The following is a 17,752-nucleotide window of genomic DNA, read 5'->3' on the forward strand; positions in this document are numbered from 1 at the left end:
TCTAGAACAAATGATTTGTCTTCCTGCTCTACAAAATGAAAACAATGAGGGGGCTCATGGTTAAACTTTGGCTTGCTCGTGGTCCGCGTTTACTGGTTGACGATATAAAAGATAAAAAGTAGAAGTTTGCATAATTATGTTTGCTAACATGCTTTATTTTTTGTCCTTATAAAAGTGTAAAGATAGGATTTTTAAGTATTTGAAATATTACCTTTTTTTGCACTTGCATTGTATTTTTGTGCATGAGAATGCTGGTGCTTCAATATGTAGGGGTAGGGCATGTCGGCTGTATAACGAAAGGTATTCTTGAAGAAAAACTACTAGGATAGCTGTTTAACGCCTGTTGATCCAGCGTGTATTAAATTAAATAAGACATTTATTTATAATGATAATTGTTTTTTACAACTTGAGTGAGAACACCGAAGGCAGGAAGTTTTTCTCATTTCAACCCCTTTGATTTAGAACCAAAAGAATCATTTATTTGTACGTCACAAGAGGAATGAGCGTATAGGTAAAAACCATTTGAAAAGAAACAATGTGTTGTTTCTTAATGCAAGAGTAGGTGCAATCTTGGGAGTTGGGAAATATAATGATGGTATAAGCTTATACCTTTATAAGCGTGAAGATAGTGGGATCCAATGGATCTTGCGTTATATCCTAAAGGTGGCATCAGAAGAGGAGATTAGGGCCAGATGAGATCTCTCTTTAGATACAACCTTAAATGAACAGCACAATAGGGAGCTTCGTGTGGAGTGTGATTCAATGAAAGAACGCGAAAAGTAAAAAAGAAGGTACTGCATAATTTCCACTAAAGATAACATAGTCTAGCTATTTTCAGATGCAGAAATTTGCCATTTTACCATTCTGCAGGGTAGTTTAAGCAATAAGAGATAGCCAGAAAATTTTTGTACTGACGTTGTTTGTGATGATAATGTATTGGAATTGATTGTTGGTTATAAAATAGTTTCAAGTCACCTTGAATGGTGATAATAGGTGATTCGAAATAAATGCATTCAGAGTTCTGATTTTCTTTTTCGTGAAAATTAATTTTTTCAAATTTACAATTGGTATTGTAACTGCAGAGGCAATTTTACAATATCTTTTTTTTATGATGATTCTCAAAAATTGTTATGAAGACAGAGAAGATTTGGTATTTCTATTTTTATCATATCAAGACTACGCTAGTTCATCGTTTTGAGTAGAATGATTTATTCCCCCATTAGCGTCTAGGTTCTAATTTTTTGTACAATCTTAAAGTGTTAAAAAGATTCACACTTTGATTTTTATGGTGATAGTTGTTGAACAAGTGATATCTGCTTTTATATGTTTTGTACTTCATAGGGAGAAGTTCAGACAATTTAGAACTTTTACAGTCAAAGGATTTTGGAGAGAAAATATTATTAAAATGACGATGATCATAGATTCTTATTGATGCTCCTTGAAATAAATTTGCCTCAAATTGGATCATTTTGAATGTTTTTTTGCCTAAATTTTTCCATTTTTAGATAAGTTTGTAATTTTTTTTATTTTTTGTGTGAAAGATGATTAAGAATTTCTTGTTGTTTAGAACATTTTATTTCATAGCAAGAATATCGCATCGACATTATGGTCAGTGCGAGAGGGCAATCAGGGAACCTCCTCCCCCCCCCCCGCGTGGATCCCTTAGATTGTCGGGCCTGGCTGCGGATTTCCTCAGTCAGGCTTTTTAGAATTCAGTATTAGTTTATAGGTTGAAAATTGTTTTTTATCAAAAAGTCTGATGAAAAATGCGTTGTGGGAATATGCTTTGTATATCTTAGTTAGGGAGAGATAATGGTCTTTTGCGGGCGTCGTATTGTTCTCTGTGTGTTTGTTTTTTTGGTTTTCGCAGCCAGTTTTTTTGCTTCTCGAAATGTTGCCATTTATCAGTTTTTATTTGGTCGGTTTTTTTCTTCTCACCAGGTTGATGTAACAGAGGCAGAGGCTATGCTCCTAGAGAGATTGGCAATATCTTTTCCAGATATTATAATGGAACTCTCTAAGCTGAATCCTCAGCAACAAAAGCAAGTGATTGAGCAAATACGCCAATATACAATTGCTGCTGCTTTTGCGAGCGGGCAAAGCGATGAGGATGCACAGAAATTGGGTAGAGCTGTTGTTGTGGCTATATTTAAAGCGATTTCTCATCCTTCCATTGGTGATGCTTACTTTTAGTCATTTCTTAAGCAATTATGCGTTTACGGTTTCTCCTAAGGGTATTTTTTGTGCTTTTCATGGAATTTTGGAAAGCATGCAGAAAGGGTATGGCGCCCTTTTTTTATTTGGTATGATAGGGGGAAAGATGGAACAACTACGAAAGCCCTTTTTTCTGCAGATTTTAGGATATTTATTTGTTGTATAATTCTTGAAAATGGAGAAGGGACGTGCAAGGGTGGATTGAACCATAGTCATGATATGCGGACAATTTAAAATGGGGATGAAGCAATATAAAGTTTTATTCAGACGTTATTGAGATTGTTTGCCTGTCCCTTTATAGAATTTTCTAAAAACAGATAGAAGTAATTATTTAAGCTATACTATACGATTAAAAAATAATGTGTTGAGACACAGTCATAAGTTTCTTATGGTTAATTATGGTAAATGGGTTTGTCTGGCATGGATTTTTTTGCAGTGAGTATTTATCAACCAATCATTGGGGAGAGTTGGTAAAGGTTTCTATTGCTAGTAGGTCTGCTGCAATATTGAGGGCGTTCTGGGAAATTATTCCAGTCTCTGATGCTTTTTACGGTTGTGGAATTGACCTCAATGAGGTTTTTGATAATTGTATGTAGAAAATGCCAGCGATATTTTCAATACTGTTTTTGTCTTCTAAAGTTGGGTGCGCGGTAGATTTATAAACAAGTGATAGAGTATATCATTTGTTTAGGACGTTAAAAACTTCTTTATAGTTTCTTTATTTTTTTGATATCTTATGAAATACAGAAATATATAATTCGTAAGTTTAAGAGATTTTCTTATAGTGGGAAAAATTACCTTTAAATTGTCTTAATATTTCCATTTTCAAGCCGCTCTTTTGTTTTCTTTTTATGTAAAATGCGTCCGCTCAGCCGTTGCGGCTGGGATTTGATATATAATGAAGAGAAAAAAATGCAATTTTTGAAAATCTTTTTAAGCGCAGCATTTGTTGTATTTTTTGTGTTTAATATAAGTTGGGCGCATACCGTGTTAAATGTTGCAAGATCAAGTGAAGGCACAGAGATTATTACTTCTAAAATTCCTGTTCGTCCTTATGAGTTTCTTATTCAAAAGATTGCGAATAAGTACAATGTTCCTATTAATTTGGCACACGCTGTTGTAAGGGTTGAAAGTGATTATAAGGCACGTACAAAAGGGGCTGCTGGCGAGATAGGTTTGATGCAAATTAAACCATCTACTGCACGAAGTTTGGGTTTTAAGGGTTCTGTGCACGATCTTTATGATCCTGCAACAAATCTTGAATATGGTATGCGTTATTTGGCGCGGGCATATAAACTAAGTTCTGGCGATACGTGTGGCACAATCCTTAAATATAATGCAGGTCATGCTGCAAAAAAAATGAATTCCATTTCGGAAAAATATTGCTCAAAAGTGAAAACTTATCTGGCTTCATTGAAATAAAATACACCTTGAAAGCAAAGTGTTTTTTGATCAGGTTTTAAAATATCTTAAGGGGACTCTTTTCACTTGACGAAAAATGTTTTATAAATGATGTGTCAGTCGGCTGGGCAACCGCGCTTGTTCAATGCCTAAAAGTGGCAGGTGAGGAAAGTCCGGGCTCCATGGAAAAACGGTGCCGGGTAACACCCGGCGGGGGCGACCCTAGGGAAAGTGCCACAGAAAGCAAACCGCCTATTTTTATAGGTAAGGGTGAAAGGGTGGAGTAAGAGCCCACCGCGCATTCAGTAATGAATGTGGCAAGGTAAACCCCACCGGGAGCAAGACCAAATAGTAATGACGCGCAAGGCTTAGACTTGCAGCCGGTTTCCGGGCGAGTCATTCGGGTAGGTTGCACGAGGCGGATGGTAACATCCGTCCCAGATGAATGGTTGCCATGTAAAGTGTAAACTTTACCATACAGAACCCGGCTTACAGGCCGACTGATATTTCATGATTGACCAGATATTTTACATAATTGATATTGTACATTGAGTGTTGCACACAGGCTTTTTTCTATGGACTGCATGTTTTTGAAGGGGACACTCAAATTAAAGAATTTTTTTAAAATTATAACATTTCTTTAAGTATAAGGCATTAGAATATGCATTGGGTTAACTTTAGCGTCATTTTCTTTCATTGTGGTAGAAAGGAAAGTTGAAGTTTCCTATCCTGGCATCAGTTGCCATTGATAGCTATTGATTTGAAAAAGCATAAATAAAGCATAAATCAAGACGGATTATTTTGACAAAACCAGGGAACAGAGCTGAGCGCCATATTCCAGTGTTATTACAGCCAGTTTTAGCTGGGCTTATGCCATTGATTGGGGCAAAAGTGATTGATGGTACCTTTGGTGCTGGTGGTTATACGCGTGCTTTGTTAAATGCGGGTGCACAGGTTATTGCTCTTGATCGTGATCCTCATGCTGTTCGTGAGGGACAATCGCTTGTTGATGAATTTTTTCCACGACTTCGTTTGATGCAAATGGAGTTTTCACAGTTGGATCGCGTCGTTGAAGAGAAGGTGGATGCTGTTATTTTGGATATTGGTGTTTCTTCAATGCAGTTTGATGAAGCTGAAAGGGGATTTTCTTTTCAAAAAGATGGTCCATTAGATATGCGAATGGCTCAGACTGGTTTTACGGCTGGCGATGTGGTGAATCGTTTAAAAAAGGATGATTTAGCTCGGATCTTTAAAATATTAGGGGAAGAACGCTATGCGGGCCGAATTGCTCGGATGATTGAAAAGCGCCGCTGTGTTCAACCTTTTTTGCGTACAGGTGATCTTGCTCATGCCATTGAGGCACTGGTGGGACGTAAACCGGGAGATCGCATTCATCCTGCAACGCGTGTATTTCAGGCTCTTCGCATTTATGTTAACGATGAAATTGGTGAACTTGCACGTGGCTTATTCGCTGCTGAAAGCGTTTTGAAACCAGGAGGCCGTTTGGGTGTTGTGAGTTTTCATTCTCTTGAAGATCGTATGGTCAAAAGATTTTTTTCTGCTCGTTCAGGAAGGTGTAGGAGATCACGTTATCTTCCTGAAATAGAGGCGGCTCCAGCAACATTTGTTTCTTTGTTTAAAGGTGCAATAACGGCAAGTAAAGAAGAGCTCCAGCAAAATCCTCGTTCACGTTCTGCTAGGTTGCGTATTGGTATACGTACTGAAGCGGAGTGTCTTGCTAAAGATATAAAATTATTTGATTTTGCAGGGATTGCCAGTTTTGAAGGCAGCAAGAAATGACAGTTTTTCGTACATTTGATATGATTTTAGTAATGATTATGATTTGTATGGCAGGCCTTACTTATAAGGTCAAATATGATGTCCAAAAACGGATGAGCGAAGTCCGTCGTCTTGAACATCAAATTGCTGCAGAAAAAAATACAGTGAGTTTGCTTTATGCTGAATGGGCTGTGATGATAGAGCCTTCACGCATGCAAAAACTTGCGAAGCATTATCAAAAAGAACTAGGTTTAGAGATTATTCAGCCTCGCCAAGTTGTAGAGTTTGAGGACATTCCAGTACGTGTACATGATCAAATTGGAGAAGTGATTAAACAAAATATCTTGAAGGAAGGGAAAGATATTTTAGCGAATAATCGTGCTTCTCAGGTGAATGAGATTGTTCAAAAAGGCGTGCGATGATGAAATCATTTTTTCTCTTTTCCCAGAAGAAAAAGCGCTTAAATAACCAGTTGGATTTTCGTAATTTCTCCATTCGTCGTTCGTATTCTGCTCGTCCACGCTTACTTTTTTCTTTGCTCTGTTTCCTTATTTTATATGGCGTTATAGGGGCTTGCCTTATTTCTTATGGGCTTGAAGGTGGGCAGATTGAAGAAGCAAAAGGTCCAGGGGTTCTTCAATTAACTGCACGGCCTGATATTATTGATCGTAATGGTCGTTTATTAGCGACAGATATTAAAACTTACTCGCTTTTTGCTGAACCACGACGTGTTATTGATGTAGATGAAACAATTGAATTGCTCTCAACAGTTTTGTCTGATCTTAATTGGCATGAAACTTATAAACGCCTAAAAAGAAAGTCTGGTTTTTCTTGGATTCAGCGTGGGTTAACGCCAACACAAAAGGCCCAAATTATGGCTCTTGGTATCCCAGGGATTGGTTTTCGTCCTGAAATTCGCCGGTTTTATCCAGGTGGTTCTGTGGCTTCGCATATTCTCGGCATGGTGAATGTTGATAATCAGGGTATAGCGGGTATGGAAAAATATATTGATGATGCTGGTTTAAGTGCGTTGCGTTCTGCTGGTCTCGCAACTGAGGAAGCATTAAAGCCAATTCAACTTTCGATAGATGTACGTATTCAGGCAATTGTGCATGATGAACTTATAAAGGCAATGAAGCGCTATAAAGCGATTGCTGCAGGGGCTGTTATTTTAAATATCCACACTAATGAAGTTCTTGCTATGGTATCTGTCCCAGATTTTGATCCTGGAAATCCTGTTGATGCTTTGAAAAGTGATCGCTTAAATCGTATAACTGCGGGAGCTTTTGAAATGGGATCTATCATGAAAAGTTTTACGACTGCGATGGCACTTGATTCAGATATGTTTCATTTAAACAGTCTTATTGACGCTTCAAAACCAATACAAGCAAGTAGTGGATACATCATTCATGATTTTCACGGCAAAAATCGTCCTTTAACGTTATGGGAGGTTTTTATTTATTCTTCGAATATTGGTTCTGCTAAAGAAGCATTGGCAATTGGGATTGAAAAACATCGCGCTTTTTTGAAAAAACTTGGTTTGCTTGATCGATTAACTACAGAATTACCTGAGGTTACTCATCCTATTGTGCCACGTCATTGGAAGGATATCCATTCGATGACAATCTCTTTTGGGCATGGTATGGCAACAACCCCCTTGCAAACAGCAGTAGGTGCTGCTGCTTTAATGAATGGTGGTTGGTTGATTGCACCTACATTTTTAAAACGCACAAAAGAGCAAGCTTTGAAACAGGCAAAAAAAGTCTTGCAAGCTAAAACAAGTCAAAATATGCGTTATCTTTATAAGTTAAATAGCGATATTGGTTCTGGGCGTAATGCAAAAGTAGAAGGTTATCGTGTTGGTGGTAAGACAGGAACAGCGGAAAAAGTTGAAAATGGAAAATATTCTAAAACAAAAAATTTCAATAGTTTTCTTGCTGCTTTTCCTATTGAAGATCCTGCTTATGTTGTTTTAACAATTATCGATGAACCTAAACCTGAAGATGGAAAATATGCCGCAACAGCAGGATTGAATGCTGGGCCAATGCTTTCTAATATTGTGCGTCGCTCAGCTAGTTTTCTTGGAATAAAACCAGACTTTAAGAAAGAATATGATTCTATTTTAAGCACAAAGAACAGTTCAAGATTAGTGAAACAACGGTAAAATTAATATAAAGGTGCGTTGGCATGTTGTTTGGAACAGTTTTTACAGAATGTATTGAAAATAGTCGTCTTTTTTCAATGGAAATAACAGGAATAACCGCAGATTCTCGGCAAGTCTTACCGGGCTATGTCTTTGTAGCTCTTCAAGGCAATCAAGATGATGGTAGACACTATATCAATGATGCTATAAAGCGTGGTGCACAAGCAATCGTTACAGATTGTAATGCTGTTCTTGAGAATTTCTCTGTTCCTGTTCTGCATGTTTTGGATGTTCGCCATAGTTTAGCGATAGCAGCTGCACGTTTTTACGGTTCTCAACCTGAAATAGTAGTAGCTGTGACAGGTACAAGTGGTAAAACATCAGTTGTCTCTTTTCTTCGACAAATTTGGACACATGTTGGATTATGTGCTGCCAGTATAGGAACAGTAGGTATTGTTTCTCCTCACCGGAATGATTCTTGTTCTTTCACAACACCCGATCCAGTCGTTTTACAACGCCTCCTTTATGAAATGTCCAATGAAGGTGTTACACATGCCGCCCTTGAGGCATCTTCGCATGGGCTTGATCAAAGTCGACTGGATGGGGTACGTTTAACTGCTGCTGCCTTTACCAATCTAGGGCGTGATCATATGGATTATCACAAAGACGTAGAGGATTATTTGCAGGCTAAAATGAGGCTATTTGATACACTTTTGCCTCAAGATGCTCCTGCTTTGGTTTTTGCAGATGATATTTATTCGCAAAAGGTGATTGATATTGTTACGAAAGCGCGCCGTCGGATTTTAACAATTGGGCGTAAAGGAAAATTTATCACTATTAATCGTATTGAACATCAACGTTTGAAACAGTGTGTTGAATGTCGTGTGGAAAACAATATTTATACATTTGATTTGCCTTTAGCGGGAAATTTTCAGGTGACCAATGCACTTATGGCAGCAGGACTAGCAATTGCAACAGGTATCTCTCCTAAGAAGGTTTTTCATTCGCTTGAAGTTTTGCAGGGAGCACCTGGACGGTTAGAATTAGTTGGAAAGACAGAAAATAATGCTCCTGTTTATATAGATTATGCGCATAAACCAGAAGCTTTAGAGCAGGTGTTGCTTTCTGTTCGCCCCTTTACACAAGGACGTTTAATCCTTGTTTTTGGTTGCGGAGGTGATCGCGATCAAGGAAAAAGACCTTTGATGGGGAAAATTGCAGAAAATAAGGCTGATATTGTTATTGTAACGGATGATAATCCTCGCACGGAAATGCCAGAAAAAATCCGCAAGGATATTTTACAAGCAGCACCAAGAGCAATAGAAATCGCAGATCGTGGTGAAGCTATTTCTTATGCAGTTGGGCTTCTAAAAGCAGAAGATACATTAATCATTGCGGGAAAAGGTCATGAGAATGGTCAAGTTATAGGGAAAAAAACATATCCTTTTTCAGATCGTTTGAAAGCGATTGATTCTTTGCAGGAACGGATGAGATGACAGCTTTATGGGATAAACAGGCGCTTATTGCAGCAATTGATGGCTTTGTAATTGGCTGTATGCCGGAAACTTTTTCTGGGATTTCTATTGATAGTCGTACTCTGACAGAAGGCGATATTTTTTTCTGTATTAAAGGGCATCATCTTGATGGTCATGATTTTGCTGCGCAAGCTTATGCTCGAGGTGCAGGCGTTCTTATTGTTGCAGAAAATCGTTTGACTGACATGGAAAAAATATCCGCTCCACTGATTGTTGTTCCTGATGTTTTGCAAGCCTTAGAAAAACTTGCGCAAGCTGCACGTAAGCGTTCAAGAGCTAAAATTATAGCGATAACAGGTTCTGTGGGAAAAACGACAACAAAAGAAGCTTTGAAACAAGTGCTTGCAACTGTTGGAAAGGTTCATGCGAATCTTGCTTCTTTAAACAATTGCTGGGGGGTGCCGCTCACCCTGGCACGGATGCCTGTGGAGAGTGATTACGGTATTTTTGAAATTGGTATGAATCATGCAGATGAAATTCGTTCTCTGGTCAAGTTGGTTTGTCCGCATGTTGTTTTAGTTACGCATATTGCTGCGGGACATATGGGTTTTTTCAAAAATCTTAAAGGAATAGCGGATGCAAAAGCTGAAATTTTTGAAGGACTAGATGAAGAAGGAGTGGCTCTTTTAAATGCGGATAATGGTTTTTTTTCTTATTTAGTCCGAAAAGCAAAACAATGTGGTGTGAAAAAAATCTTAAGTTTTGGTGAGGCTGAAAAGTCTGATTATCAAGCGAGAAACATACGTCTTCGAACAGATTTTTCTTCTATGATTGTTCATATTGGGGGGCAGGAGAAGGTGATTAAAATTGGTGCCCCCGGACGACATATTGTACAAAATAGTTTAGCTGTTATTGCGGCTTGTGATGTCATTGGTATTGATTTTGCGTGTGTTTCGCTTTCTTTGAGCCGTTTTTCTCTTCAAAAGGGACGTGGTGTTCGTTATCAACTGTTTTTACCAAATGGAGGCGAATTTCATTTAATTGATGAAAGCTATAATGCTAATCCCGCGTCTATGCGTGCTGCTCTTGATCTGCTTGCGACAGGACCAGTAGGTGTGGGGGGAAGGCGAATTGCTCTTTTGGGTGATATGCTCGAATTAGGAGCTTATAGTGAAAAACTCCATCGTGATTTAGTAAAGCCAATATGTCGTTCTAGTGCTAATCCAGTTTTTTTATTTGGTGAGGCAATGAAGTTTTTAGCTATTGATTTGTCCGCTTATGTTAAGGTTCATTATGCTGAAAATATTGAAAAAATTTTACCGCTTATTTTTGCAGAAATTTCCAATGGGGATCTGCTTATGATTAAATCATCCCGTAGTCTTTATTCATCAGATATTGTGACTGCACTGCTTGATCACTATAAAGTGGCTTCTCTATAACTTTGATAGGTTTTTTTATGTTATGATGTTGTTTTTTTCTTCACTTAGCGATTGGTTTCCAGGTGTGAGTGTTTTTCGTTATATTACTTTTCGTACTGTGGCGGCTATGCTTACATCGGGTCTCATTGTATTTCTGTTTGGGCCTAGCATTATTGCCTCTCTTAAATTGCGACAGGGAAAAGGGCAACCAATTCGCGCTGATGGTCCTCAAACACATTTTAAAAAGGCTGGCACACCTACTATGGGCGGTTTGATGATTTTAACCGGCATTGTGGTATCAGCGTTTTTGTGGTGTAATTTATCGAATATTTACTTTTGGGTATCGTTATTCGTTATGCTTTCTTTTGGGATGATTGGTTTTTATGATGATTATCTTAAGGTAACGAAACAAACGGAGAAAGGATTTTCTGGTAAGGCACGGTTAAGTTTGGAATTTTTGATTGCGATTATTGCTGCTTTTGTTCTCTTACAAGTTGGCTCGTCCGGATTAGCTTTGCCCTTTGTGAAAGATTATTTTATCAATTTGAGCTGGTTTTTCCTTCCTTTTTCTGCTTTTGTTATTGTAGGGACTGGGAACGCAGTTAATTTGACCGATGGTCTTGATGGGTTGGCTATTGTGCCTGTGATGGTTGCTGCTTTGTCTTTTGCTTTGATTGCTTACCTTTCTGGTAATATAAATTTTGCTGATTATCTACAAATACATTATGTATCGGGGACGGGTGAGTTGGCTGTTTTACTGGGAGCTGTTGTTGGTGCAGGGCTTGGTTTTTTATGGTTTAATGCGCCGCCAGCGGCTATTTTTATGGGGGATACTGGATCGTTGGCGCTTGGAGGGCTCTTAGGCATTGTTGCTGTAGCAACCAAGCATGAAATTGTTTTAGCTCTTATTGGTGGGCTTTTTGTTTTGGAGGGATTCTCGGTTGTTATTCAAGTTGGTTATTTCAAATTAAAAAAAAAGCGTGTGTTCCTTATGGCACCGATACACCATCATTTTGAGAAAAAAGGCTGGACTGAAAGTCAAGTTGTAATACGTTTTTGGATTATTTCGATAGTCCTTGCTTTGGTTGGCCTTTCAACACTTAAATTGCGGTGAAATTTTGATTTCTTGTACGTGTTATAAGGGGCAAAAAGTTGCTCTTTTTGGATTGGGAAAATCTGGATTAGCTGCTGCACAAGCGTTGATGAGTGGTGGTGCAAAAGTGGTTGCCTGGGATGATAATCCTTCAGGTGTGCATACGGCCAAGAGGGAAAATATTCCAACGAGAGATCTTCAATATGAGAACTGGTCAGAGTTTGTTGCATTGATTCTTGCACCTGGAGTTCCTTTAACTTATCCTCAACCGCATTGGGTTGTTGATAAAGCACGTCAAGCAGATATAGAAATTATTGGTGATATTGAATTATTTGTTCGTGCGCGTAACCATTTTTTACAACACTCTGGTTTTCGTGATCAAGATGTTCCGTTTATCGCTATTACGGGCACAAATGGGAAATCAACAACGACAGCTTTGCTTGCTCATTTGTTGGAACAAATGGGCTATGATGTGCAGATGGGGGGAAATATTGGAACTGCAATATTAACGCTTAAGCCATTTGTGAAAAAACGTATTTATGTGATTGAATGTTCATCGTTTCAAATTGAACTTACACCATCACTTCAGCCAACTATTGGTCTTTTGTTAAATTTGACATCGGATCATATTGATCGTCATGGAAGTTTTGCTGCTTATGTGCAAGCCAAAAGGCGTTTAGTTACAGGGGCTTCTTATGCCTTTATTTCAGTTGATAATGCAGTTTGTCAGGCTTTGTATCAACAATTGCTTGATGAAGGGCATCAAGTTGGGGCAGTTTCCAAGGGACATTTTGTTGAAAATGGTTTTTATGCGGATCGGACTAAGCTCTTTTCTGTTTGCCAAGGGCAACGTCATATGCTTGCAGATCTCGCTGATATGACTGCATTGCGCGGGAGCCATAACGCCCAAAACGCTCTTATGGTGTTAGCAACATTACAGGCTTTAAAAATTTCTGATCCGCATATAGAAAAGTATTTAGCAAGTTATAAAGGGTTGGCACATCGTATGCAGCAGGTGCGTAAAATGGGACCAGTTTTGTTTATCAATGATAGCAAGGCTACCAATGCAGAGGCATCAGCGCCTGCCCTTTCTACTTTTGATGATATTTTTTGGATTGTTGGAGGGCAGGCGAAAGAAGGGGGGATTGAAGCTCTTAGAGGGTTTTTTCATAAAATTCGCAAAGCTTATTTGATTGGGGAGGCAGCGCAAGAATTTGCTGGCGTTATTGGATCTGCTTTTCCTTTTTCGATGAGTTTAACTTTGGAAAATGCGGTGCATGAAGCCACTGTTGACGCAATGTTTTGCAAGGCGAAAGAGGCTGTGGTTCTCTTTTCACCTGCTTGTGCAAGTTATGATCAATTTAAAAATTATGAAGTGCGCGGGGAAGCGTTTGTTTCTTTTGTTATGCAGTTAAAAGAATCATAAATTTTTTAAAAATGTTTTTTGTTAATACTTCAGAATCTTTTCTCATGTACTTCAGTTTTTGGAATGTTTTCTAAAAAATGGGGAACCATATCACTTTAGGTAGAATTGTGAAAAGGATAAGGTGAATATGATGGTTACGCGTGCAGATAGAGACCCAGTTTCTAATTGGTGGTGGACGATTGATCGCTCTATCTTTGCAGCGTGTTTGATTTTAATGGGGATCGGCATTATGCTGTCTTTTGCTGCCAGTCCCATGATTGCAAAAAAAATCGGAATTGCGGATAATTTTTATTTTGTGCGCTGGCATATCATTTTTAGTATTCCAGCGTTTTTTACGATGGTTACTCTTTCTTTTTTCTCACTGCGTAATATTCGCCGTTTATGTGCTCTTTTGTTAATTGCAACGTTTGTTTTGATGGTCGCAACCTTATTCTTTGGTTCAGAATTAAAAGGAGCGCGGCGGTGGATTCGTGTGTTTGGTTTTTCTGTACAAGCTTCAGAGTTTATGAAGCCAGCTTTTGTGGTTATGTCAGCTTGGCTTTTTTCGGAACAGATACAGCGTAGGAGTATTTCCGGTTACACGTTAGCTACTGCACTTTATGCTTTTTGCTGTGTGCTTCTTGTTCTACAGCCTGATATTGGTCAAACATTTTTAATAAGTGCAACATGGGGTGGTTTGTTTTTTGTTGCTGGTGTATCCCTTACCTTTATTTTCTTATTTCTCATTTTAGGTATTGTAGGAATTTTTTTAGCATATCTTTTCCTTCATCATGTACGCGAACGTATCAATGGTTTTTTGACAGGTGAAGGTGACACCTTTCAAGTGGATGTAGGGCGTGAAGCTATTTTGAACGGTGGTTGGTTTGGACAGGGACCAGGTGAGGGAACGGTGAAACGTCTCATTCCTGATAGCCATACAGATTTTGTGTTTTCTGTTGCTGCTGAAGAATATGGTATTATTCTTTGTTTATTGATTATGGTGCTTTATGGCTTTATCGTCATGCGCTCATTATATATAGCATTGAATACCCGTGATTCATTTATACAGCTTGGTATTACTGGTATCGCGATGATGATTGGTTTCCAAGCAGCAATTAATATGGCGGTTAATCTTCATTTAATCCCTCCAAAAGGTATGACATTGCCTTTTATTTCTTATGGTGGTTCATCTATGGTGGCGATTGCACTTTCAATGGGCATTTTGCTTAGTTTAACACGTCGCTGGCCAGAAGCACGCCTTTCAGCTTTTCCCTCTTGTGTTGTCTTGGATACCCTTTATGGCTCATAAAAAAGTTATTGTGTTGGTGGCTGGTGGTACAGGTGGACATCTTTTTCCTGCAGAGGCAGTTGCTGTTGAGTTAAGGCAGCGTGGATATGATGTTCATTTGGTAACGGATAGAAGAGCTAAATGTTTTGTAAGCTGCGTTGATGAAGAACATACGCATATAGTTTCATCAGCAACATTTACACGACGCCATCCTTTTGCACTTATAAAAACATGTTGGATTTTATTAAAGGGAATGGGCCAATCATTGGCGCTTTTTTATAAATTGCGTCCTGTTCTTGTTGGTGGATTTGGTGGTTATCCTACCTTCCCTCCTCTTTTGGTTGCGGTTTTAATGCGGTGCGTAACATTTATTCATGAGCAAAATGCCATTATGGGGCGTGCTAATCGGGTGTTGGCAGTTTTTGTGCATGCGATAGCAGGTGGTTTGTTATCACAAACTGGGCCTCATGCTCATAAAACGCTTTTGATTGGTAATCCTATGCGTGATGTTGTGCTCAAAGCGGCAAAGATTCCGTATCGTCCTTCATTGGGTGAGAAGCCATTTCATTTCTTGGTTTTTGGTGGTAGCCAAGGGGCTTCTTTTTTTTCACGAATTGTTCCTGAAGCAATTGCTTTGCTCAATAATAAGATACGTCGACGTTTACGGATTATTCAGCAAGTTCGCGGTGAGATTGTAGAATTGATGAAAACTTATCGCGGTATGGGCGTGCAAGCAGAGGTCGCGCCTTTTTTTAATGATATGGCTGAACGTATGGCGCACGCTCATTTTATTTTATCACGTGCTGGTGCCTCATCCGTTTGTGAGATAGCTGTGATTGGACGTCCTGCTTTGCTTATTCCATATCCCTATGCTTTGGATCATGATCAGGCAGCGAATGCAGCACTGCTTGCTCGTGTGGGAGGTGCTCAAATTGTATCAGAAAAAGATTTAACTGCGCAAAGACTTGCTTCTCTCTTAACACAAGCTTGTTGTGCACCGCACTTATTGGAAAAACAAGCGCTTGCTGCAAAAAAAGTTGGGCAACCTTATGCAACTCGTCGCCTTGCTGATATGGCTGAAGCGTTGATTGCGGGGCGGTCGCTGTCAGATGTAAGAGAGGAGTTTTTTGATGAAAATGCCGTTTAATATAGGCCTTATCCATTTTGTTGGAGTTGGCGGGATTGGCATGAGTGGAATTGCGGAGGTTTTGCATAATCTTGGCTATAAAGTTCAAGGATCTGATCACGTTGATAGTGCAAATGTTGAACGTTTACGGGGAAAAGGAATTAACATTCAGATAGGTCATCATGCTGAAAATTTAGGGGATGCAGAGGTTGTTGTTCTTTCTACTGCTATTAAAAAAACAAATCCTGAATATATTGCTGCGAAAGAAAAGCATTTGCCGATTGTGAGACGTGCTGAAATGCTTGCTGAGCTGATGCGTTTTCGTCGGGCAATTGCAGTCGGTGGTACACATGGCAAAACAACAACTACATCAATGATAGCAGCGCTTCTTGATGCTGGTCGTTTTGATCCGATGGTGATTAATGGTGGTATTATCAATGCTTACGGTACGAACGCTCGTATGGGGAGTGGCGATTGGATGGTGGTTGAGGCCGATGAAAGTGATGGTACTTTTTTAAAGTTGCCTGCGGATATTGCTGTTGTTACCAATATCGACCGTGAGCATTTAGACCATTATGGGAGTTTTTGTGCTGTGCGTGAGGCTTTTCGGCAATTTGTAGAGAATGTTCCTTTTTATGGTTTTGCTGTTTTGTGCCTTGATCACCCAGAGGTTCAGTCTTTGGCTAGTCGTATTGATGATCGTTGGGTGATCACCTATGGCACAAATCCACAAGCTGATATTCGTTTTCTTAATCTTTCTATGGATGGTCAAAAAACGCATTTTGACGTTTTCATTCGTTCGCGGAAAACAGGTAAAGAGACTGAATTGAAAAATTTGGTTTTGCCAATGTCTGGTCAGCACAATGTTTCGAACGCAACTGCGGCGATTGCTATTGCTCATGAACTTGGCATTTCAAATGAATCTATAAAAAAGGGCTTAGCAGAATTTGGTGGAGTAAAACGGCGTTTTACGCAAACAGGAAGTTGGCGTGGCATTGAAATATTTGATGATTATGGACATCATCCTGTTGAAATAAAGGCTGTTTTATATGCAGCGCGTGAGAGTGCAAAAGGGCGCGTGATTGCGATTGTGCAACCCCATCGTTATTCACGTTTGTACCATTTGTTTGATGATTTTGCTGCTTGTTTTAATGATGCAGATACAGTGTTGATTGCACCGATTTATGGAGCTGGTGAAGCACCAATCGCTGGTTTTGGTGCTAGAGAATTGGTAGAGCATATTAAAATGGCTGGTCATCGTGATGTACGCTTGATTCATTGTTTGGAAGATGTTGTTTTAATTGTTTCTACATTTGCTAAGTCTGATGATTATGTTGTTTTTCTCGGTGCTGGCAATATCACACAATGGGCTGCTGCTTTGCCTCACCAGTTGGCGGTACTTGATAACAATGATGAATTTTCAGTTGATTGATGGTGAAGCGCTGTTGGCGCAATTGCAACCGGCGTTAGGCGATATAAAGGGCAAGCTTACGCCTAATGTTGATATGCGGAAGGTAACGTGGTTTCGCACTGGTGGTTTGGCTGAGCTTTTTTATCAGCCTGCTGATGAGGCAGATTTAGCTCTCTTTCTTAAAACTTTGCCTGAATTTATTTCTGTAACAATTGTGGGAATTGGTTCTAATCTTCTGGTACGTGATGGTGGGATTCCTGGAGTTGTTATTCGTCTTTCAGCAAAAGGTTTTGGGCAAGTGCAGCAGGTTTCTCCAAAGCGCTTTCTGGTTGGTGCTGCTACGGCGGGTAAACATTTAGCAGCGGCAGCTTTGGAGGCCGAGATTACAGGTTTTCATTTTTATCATGGTATTCCTGGTGGTCTTGGAGGAGCATTAAAAATGAATGCAGGGGCTAATGGTATTGAAACAGCTGCGCGTGTTGTTGAGGTCTACGCCCTTGATCGTAAAGGGCGGCATCATATCTTGAGTTTGGCAGATATGCATTATTCTTATCGTCATTGTGCTATCCCTAAAGATTTCATTTTTACTGCTGCTTTGTTAGAAGGCGAGCCAGGAAATAGAGACGATATTCGTGCGGCTATGGATGAAGTTGCTCTTCATCGGGAAACAGTACAACCTGTTCGTGAAAAGACCGGTGGGTCAACATTCCGAAATCCTGAAAATATCTCTGCGTGGCGCGTTATTGATGAGGCAGGATGCCGTGGTTTGCAGATTGGTGGAGCTCAAATGAGTGAAATGCACTGTAATTTTATGATTAATACAGGGCAAGCAACAGGTTATGATCTTGAAGCATTGGGAGAAACAGTGCGTGCTCGTGTTTTTGCTCATTCGGCTCACCTATTACAGTGGGAAATACAGCGTATCGGTCAATTTGAACAAAGCCGTATTGTTCCTTCTTTTGGCTAGTTTAATTGATTTGTTCAGTGCAATAAAAAAAT

General features: G+C 39.4%; 13 protein-coding genes and 1 other RNA gene. All 14 read left to right on the top strand.

From position 1 onward, the window contains the following. Window positions 1–1,812 precede the first annotated feature (1,812 nt). The 14 genes from MF1_RS01830 to murB all read left to right on the top strand — a co-directional run bounded on the left by MF1_RS01830 (window position 1,813) and on the right by murB (window position 17,720). Complete coding sequence (locus MF1_RS01830; RefSeq protein WP_014924288.1) at window positions 1,813–2,193, top strand: hypothetical protein; 381 nt, start codon at window positions 1,813–1,815, stop codon at window positions 2,191–2,193. A 933-nt stretch (window positions 2,194–3,126) separates the two neighbouring features. Next, window positions 3,127–3,636: a lytic transglycosylase domain-containing protein gene (locus tag MF1_RS01835; protein ID WP_161510333.1), complete on the top strand. Its 510-nt coding sequence runs from the start codon at window positions 3,127–3,129 to the stop codon at window positions 3,634–3,636. A gap of 95 nt (window positions 3,637–3,731) precedes the next feature. Beyond that, window positions 3,732–4,123, top strand: an RNA gene (rnpB, locus tag MF1_RS01840) — RNase P RNA component class A. 293 nt (window positions 4,124–4,416) lie between these two features. Beyond that, on the top strand, window positions 4,417–5,415 hold the full coding sequence (gene rsmH / locus MF1_RS01845; protein ID WP_014924286.1) for a 16S rRNA (cytosine(1402)-N(4))-methyltransferase RsmH: 999 nt from the start codon (window positions 4,417–4,419) through the stop codon (window positions 5,413–5,415). Beyond that, complete coding sequence (ftsL, locus tag MF1_RS01850; RefSeq protein ID WP_011179610.1) at window positions 5,412–5,816, top strand: cell division protein FtsL; 405 nt, start codon at window positions 5,412–5,414, stop codon at window positions 5,814–5,816. Before rsmH ends, ftsL begins: the two co-directional genes overlap by 4 nt. Further along, window positions 5,816–7,558, top strand: coding sequence for a peptidoglycan D,D-transpeptidase FtsI family protein (locus MF1_RS01855; protein WP_161510752.1), 1,743 nt, complete (start codon window positions 5,816–5,818; stop codon window positions 7,556–7,558). The genes ftsL and MF1_RS01855 overlap by 1 nt, the downstream gene beginning before the upstream one ends. Before the next feature lie 23 nt (window positions 7,559–7,581). Continuing rightward, window positions 7,582–9,033 (top strand): UDP-N-acetylmuramoyl-L-alanyl-D-glutamate--2,6-diaminopimelate ligase, encoded by a 1,452-nt coding sequence (locus tag MF1_RS01860; RefSeq protein ID WP_161510334.1) that lies wholly within the window; start codon window positions 7,582–7,584, stop codon window positions 9,031–9,033. Next, a complete protein-coding gene (locus MF1_RS01865) occupies window positions 9,030–10,451 on the top strand; it encodes a UDP-N-acetylmuramoyl-tripeptide--D-alanyl-D-alanine ligase (RefSeq protein ID WP_161510335.1) in 1,422 nt (473 codons plus the stop codon). Before MF1_RS01860 ends, MF1_RS01865 begins: the two co-directional genes overlap by 4 nt. Window positions 10,452–10,473: 22 nt before the next feature. Further along, window positions 10,474–11,544 (top strand): phospho-N-acetylmuramoyl-pentapeptide-transferase, encoded by a 1,071-nt coding sequence (gene mraY / locus MF1_RS01870; protein ID WP_011179606.1) that lies wholly within the window; start codon window positions 10,474–10,476, stop codon window positions 11,542–11,544. A gap of 4 nt (window positions 11,545–11,548) precedes the next feature. Next, complete coding sequence (gene murD, locus MF1_RS01875; RefSeq protein WP_161510336.1) at window positions 11,549–12,949, top strand: UDP-N-acetylmuramoyl-L-alanine--D-glutamate ligase; 1,401 nt, start codon at window positions 11,549–11,551, stop codon at window positions 12,947–12,949. Between the two features lie 130 nt (window positions 12,950–13,079). Continuing rightward, complete coding sequence (locus MF1_RS01880) at window positions 13,080–14,237, top strand: FtsW/RodA/SpoVE family cell cycle protein (RefSeq protein WP_042995591.1); 1,158 nt, start codon at window positions 13,080–13,082, stop codon at window positions 14,235–14,237. After that, complete coding sequence (locus MF1_RS01885) at window positions 14,227–15,363, top strand: UDP-N-acetylglucosamine--N-acetylmuramyl-(pentapeptide) pyrophosphoryl-undecaprenol N-acetylglucosamine transferase (RefSeq protein ID WP_161510337.1); 1,137 nt, start codon at window positions 14,227–14,229, stop codon at window positions 15,361–15,363. Before MF1_RS01880 ends, MF1_RS01885 begins: the two co-directional genes overlap by 11 nt. Further along, a complete protein-coding gene (gene murC / locus MF1_RS01890) occupies window positions 15,347–16,774 on the top strand; it encodes a UDP-N-acetylmuramate--L-alanine ligase (protein WP_161510338.1) in 1,428 nt (475 codons plus the stop codon). The genes MF1_RS01885 and murC overlap by 17 nt, the downstream gene beginning before the upstream one ends. Further along, window positions 16,752–17,720 carry a UDP-N-acetylmuramate dehydrogenase gene (gene murB / locus MF1_RS01895; protein WP_034449436.1) on the top strand — a complete coding sequence of 323 codons (969 nt, stop codon included), beginning with the start codon at window positions 16,752–16,754 and terminating at the stop codon, window positions 17,718–17,720. The genes murC and murB overlap by 23 nt, the downstream gene beginning before the upstream one ends. The last annotated feature ends 32 nt before the right edge of the window (window positions 17,721–17,752 follow it).

This window comes from Bartonella quintana, from assembly GCF_009936175.1.
Lineage (GTDB): Bacteria > Pseudomonadota > Alphaproteobacteria > Rhizobiales > Rhizobiaceae > Bartonella > Bartonella quintana.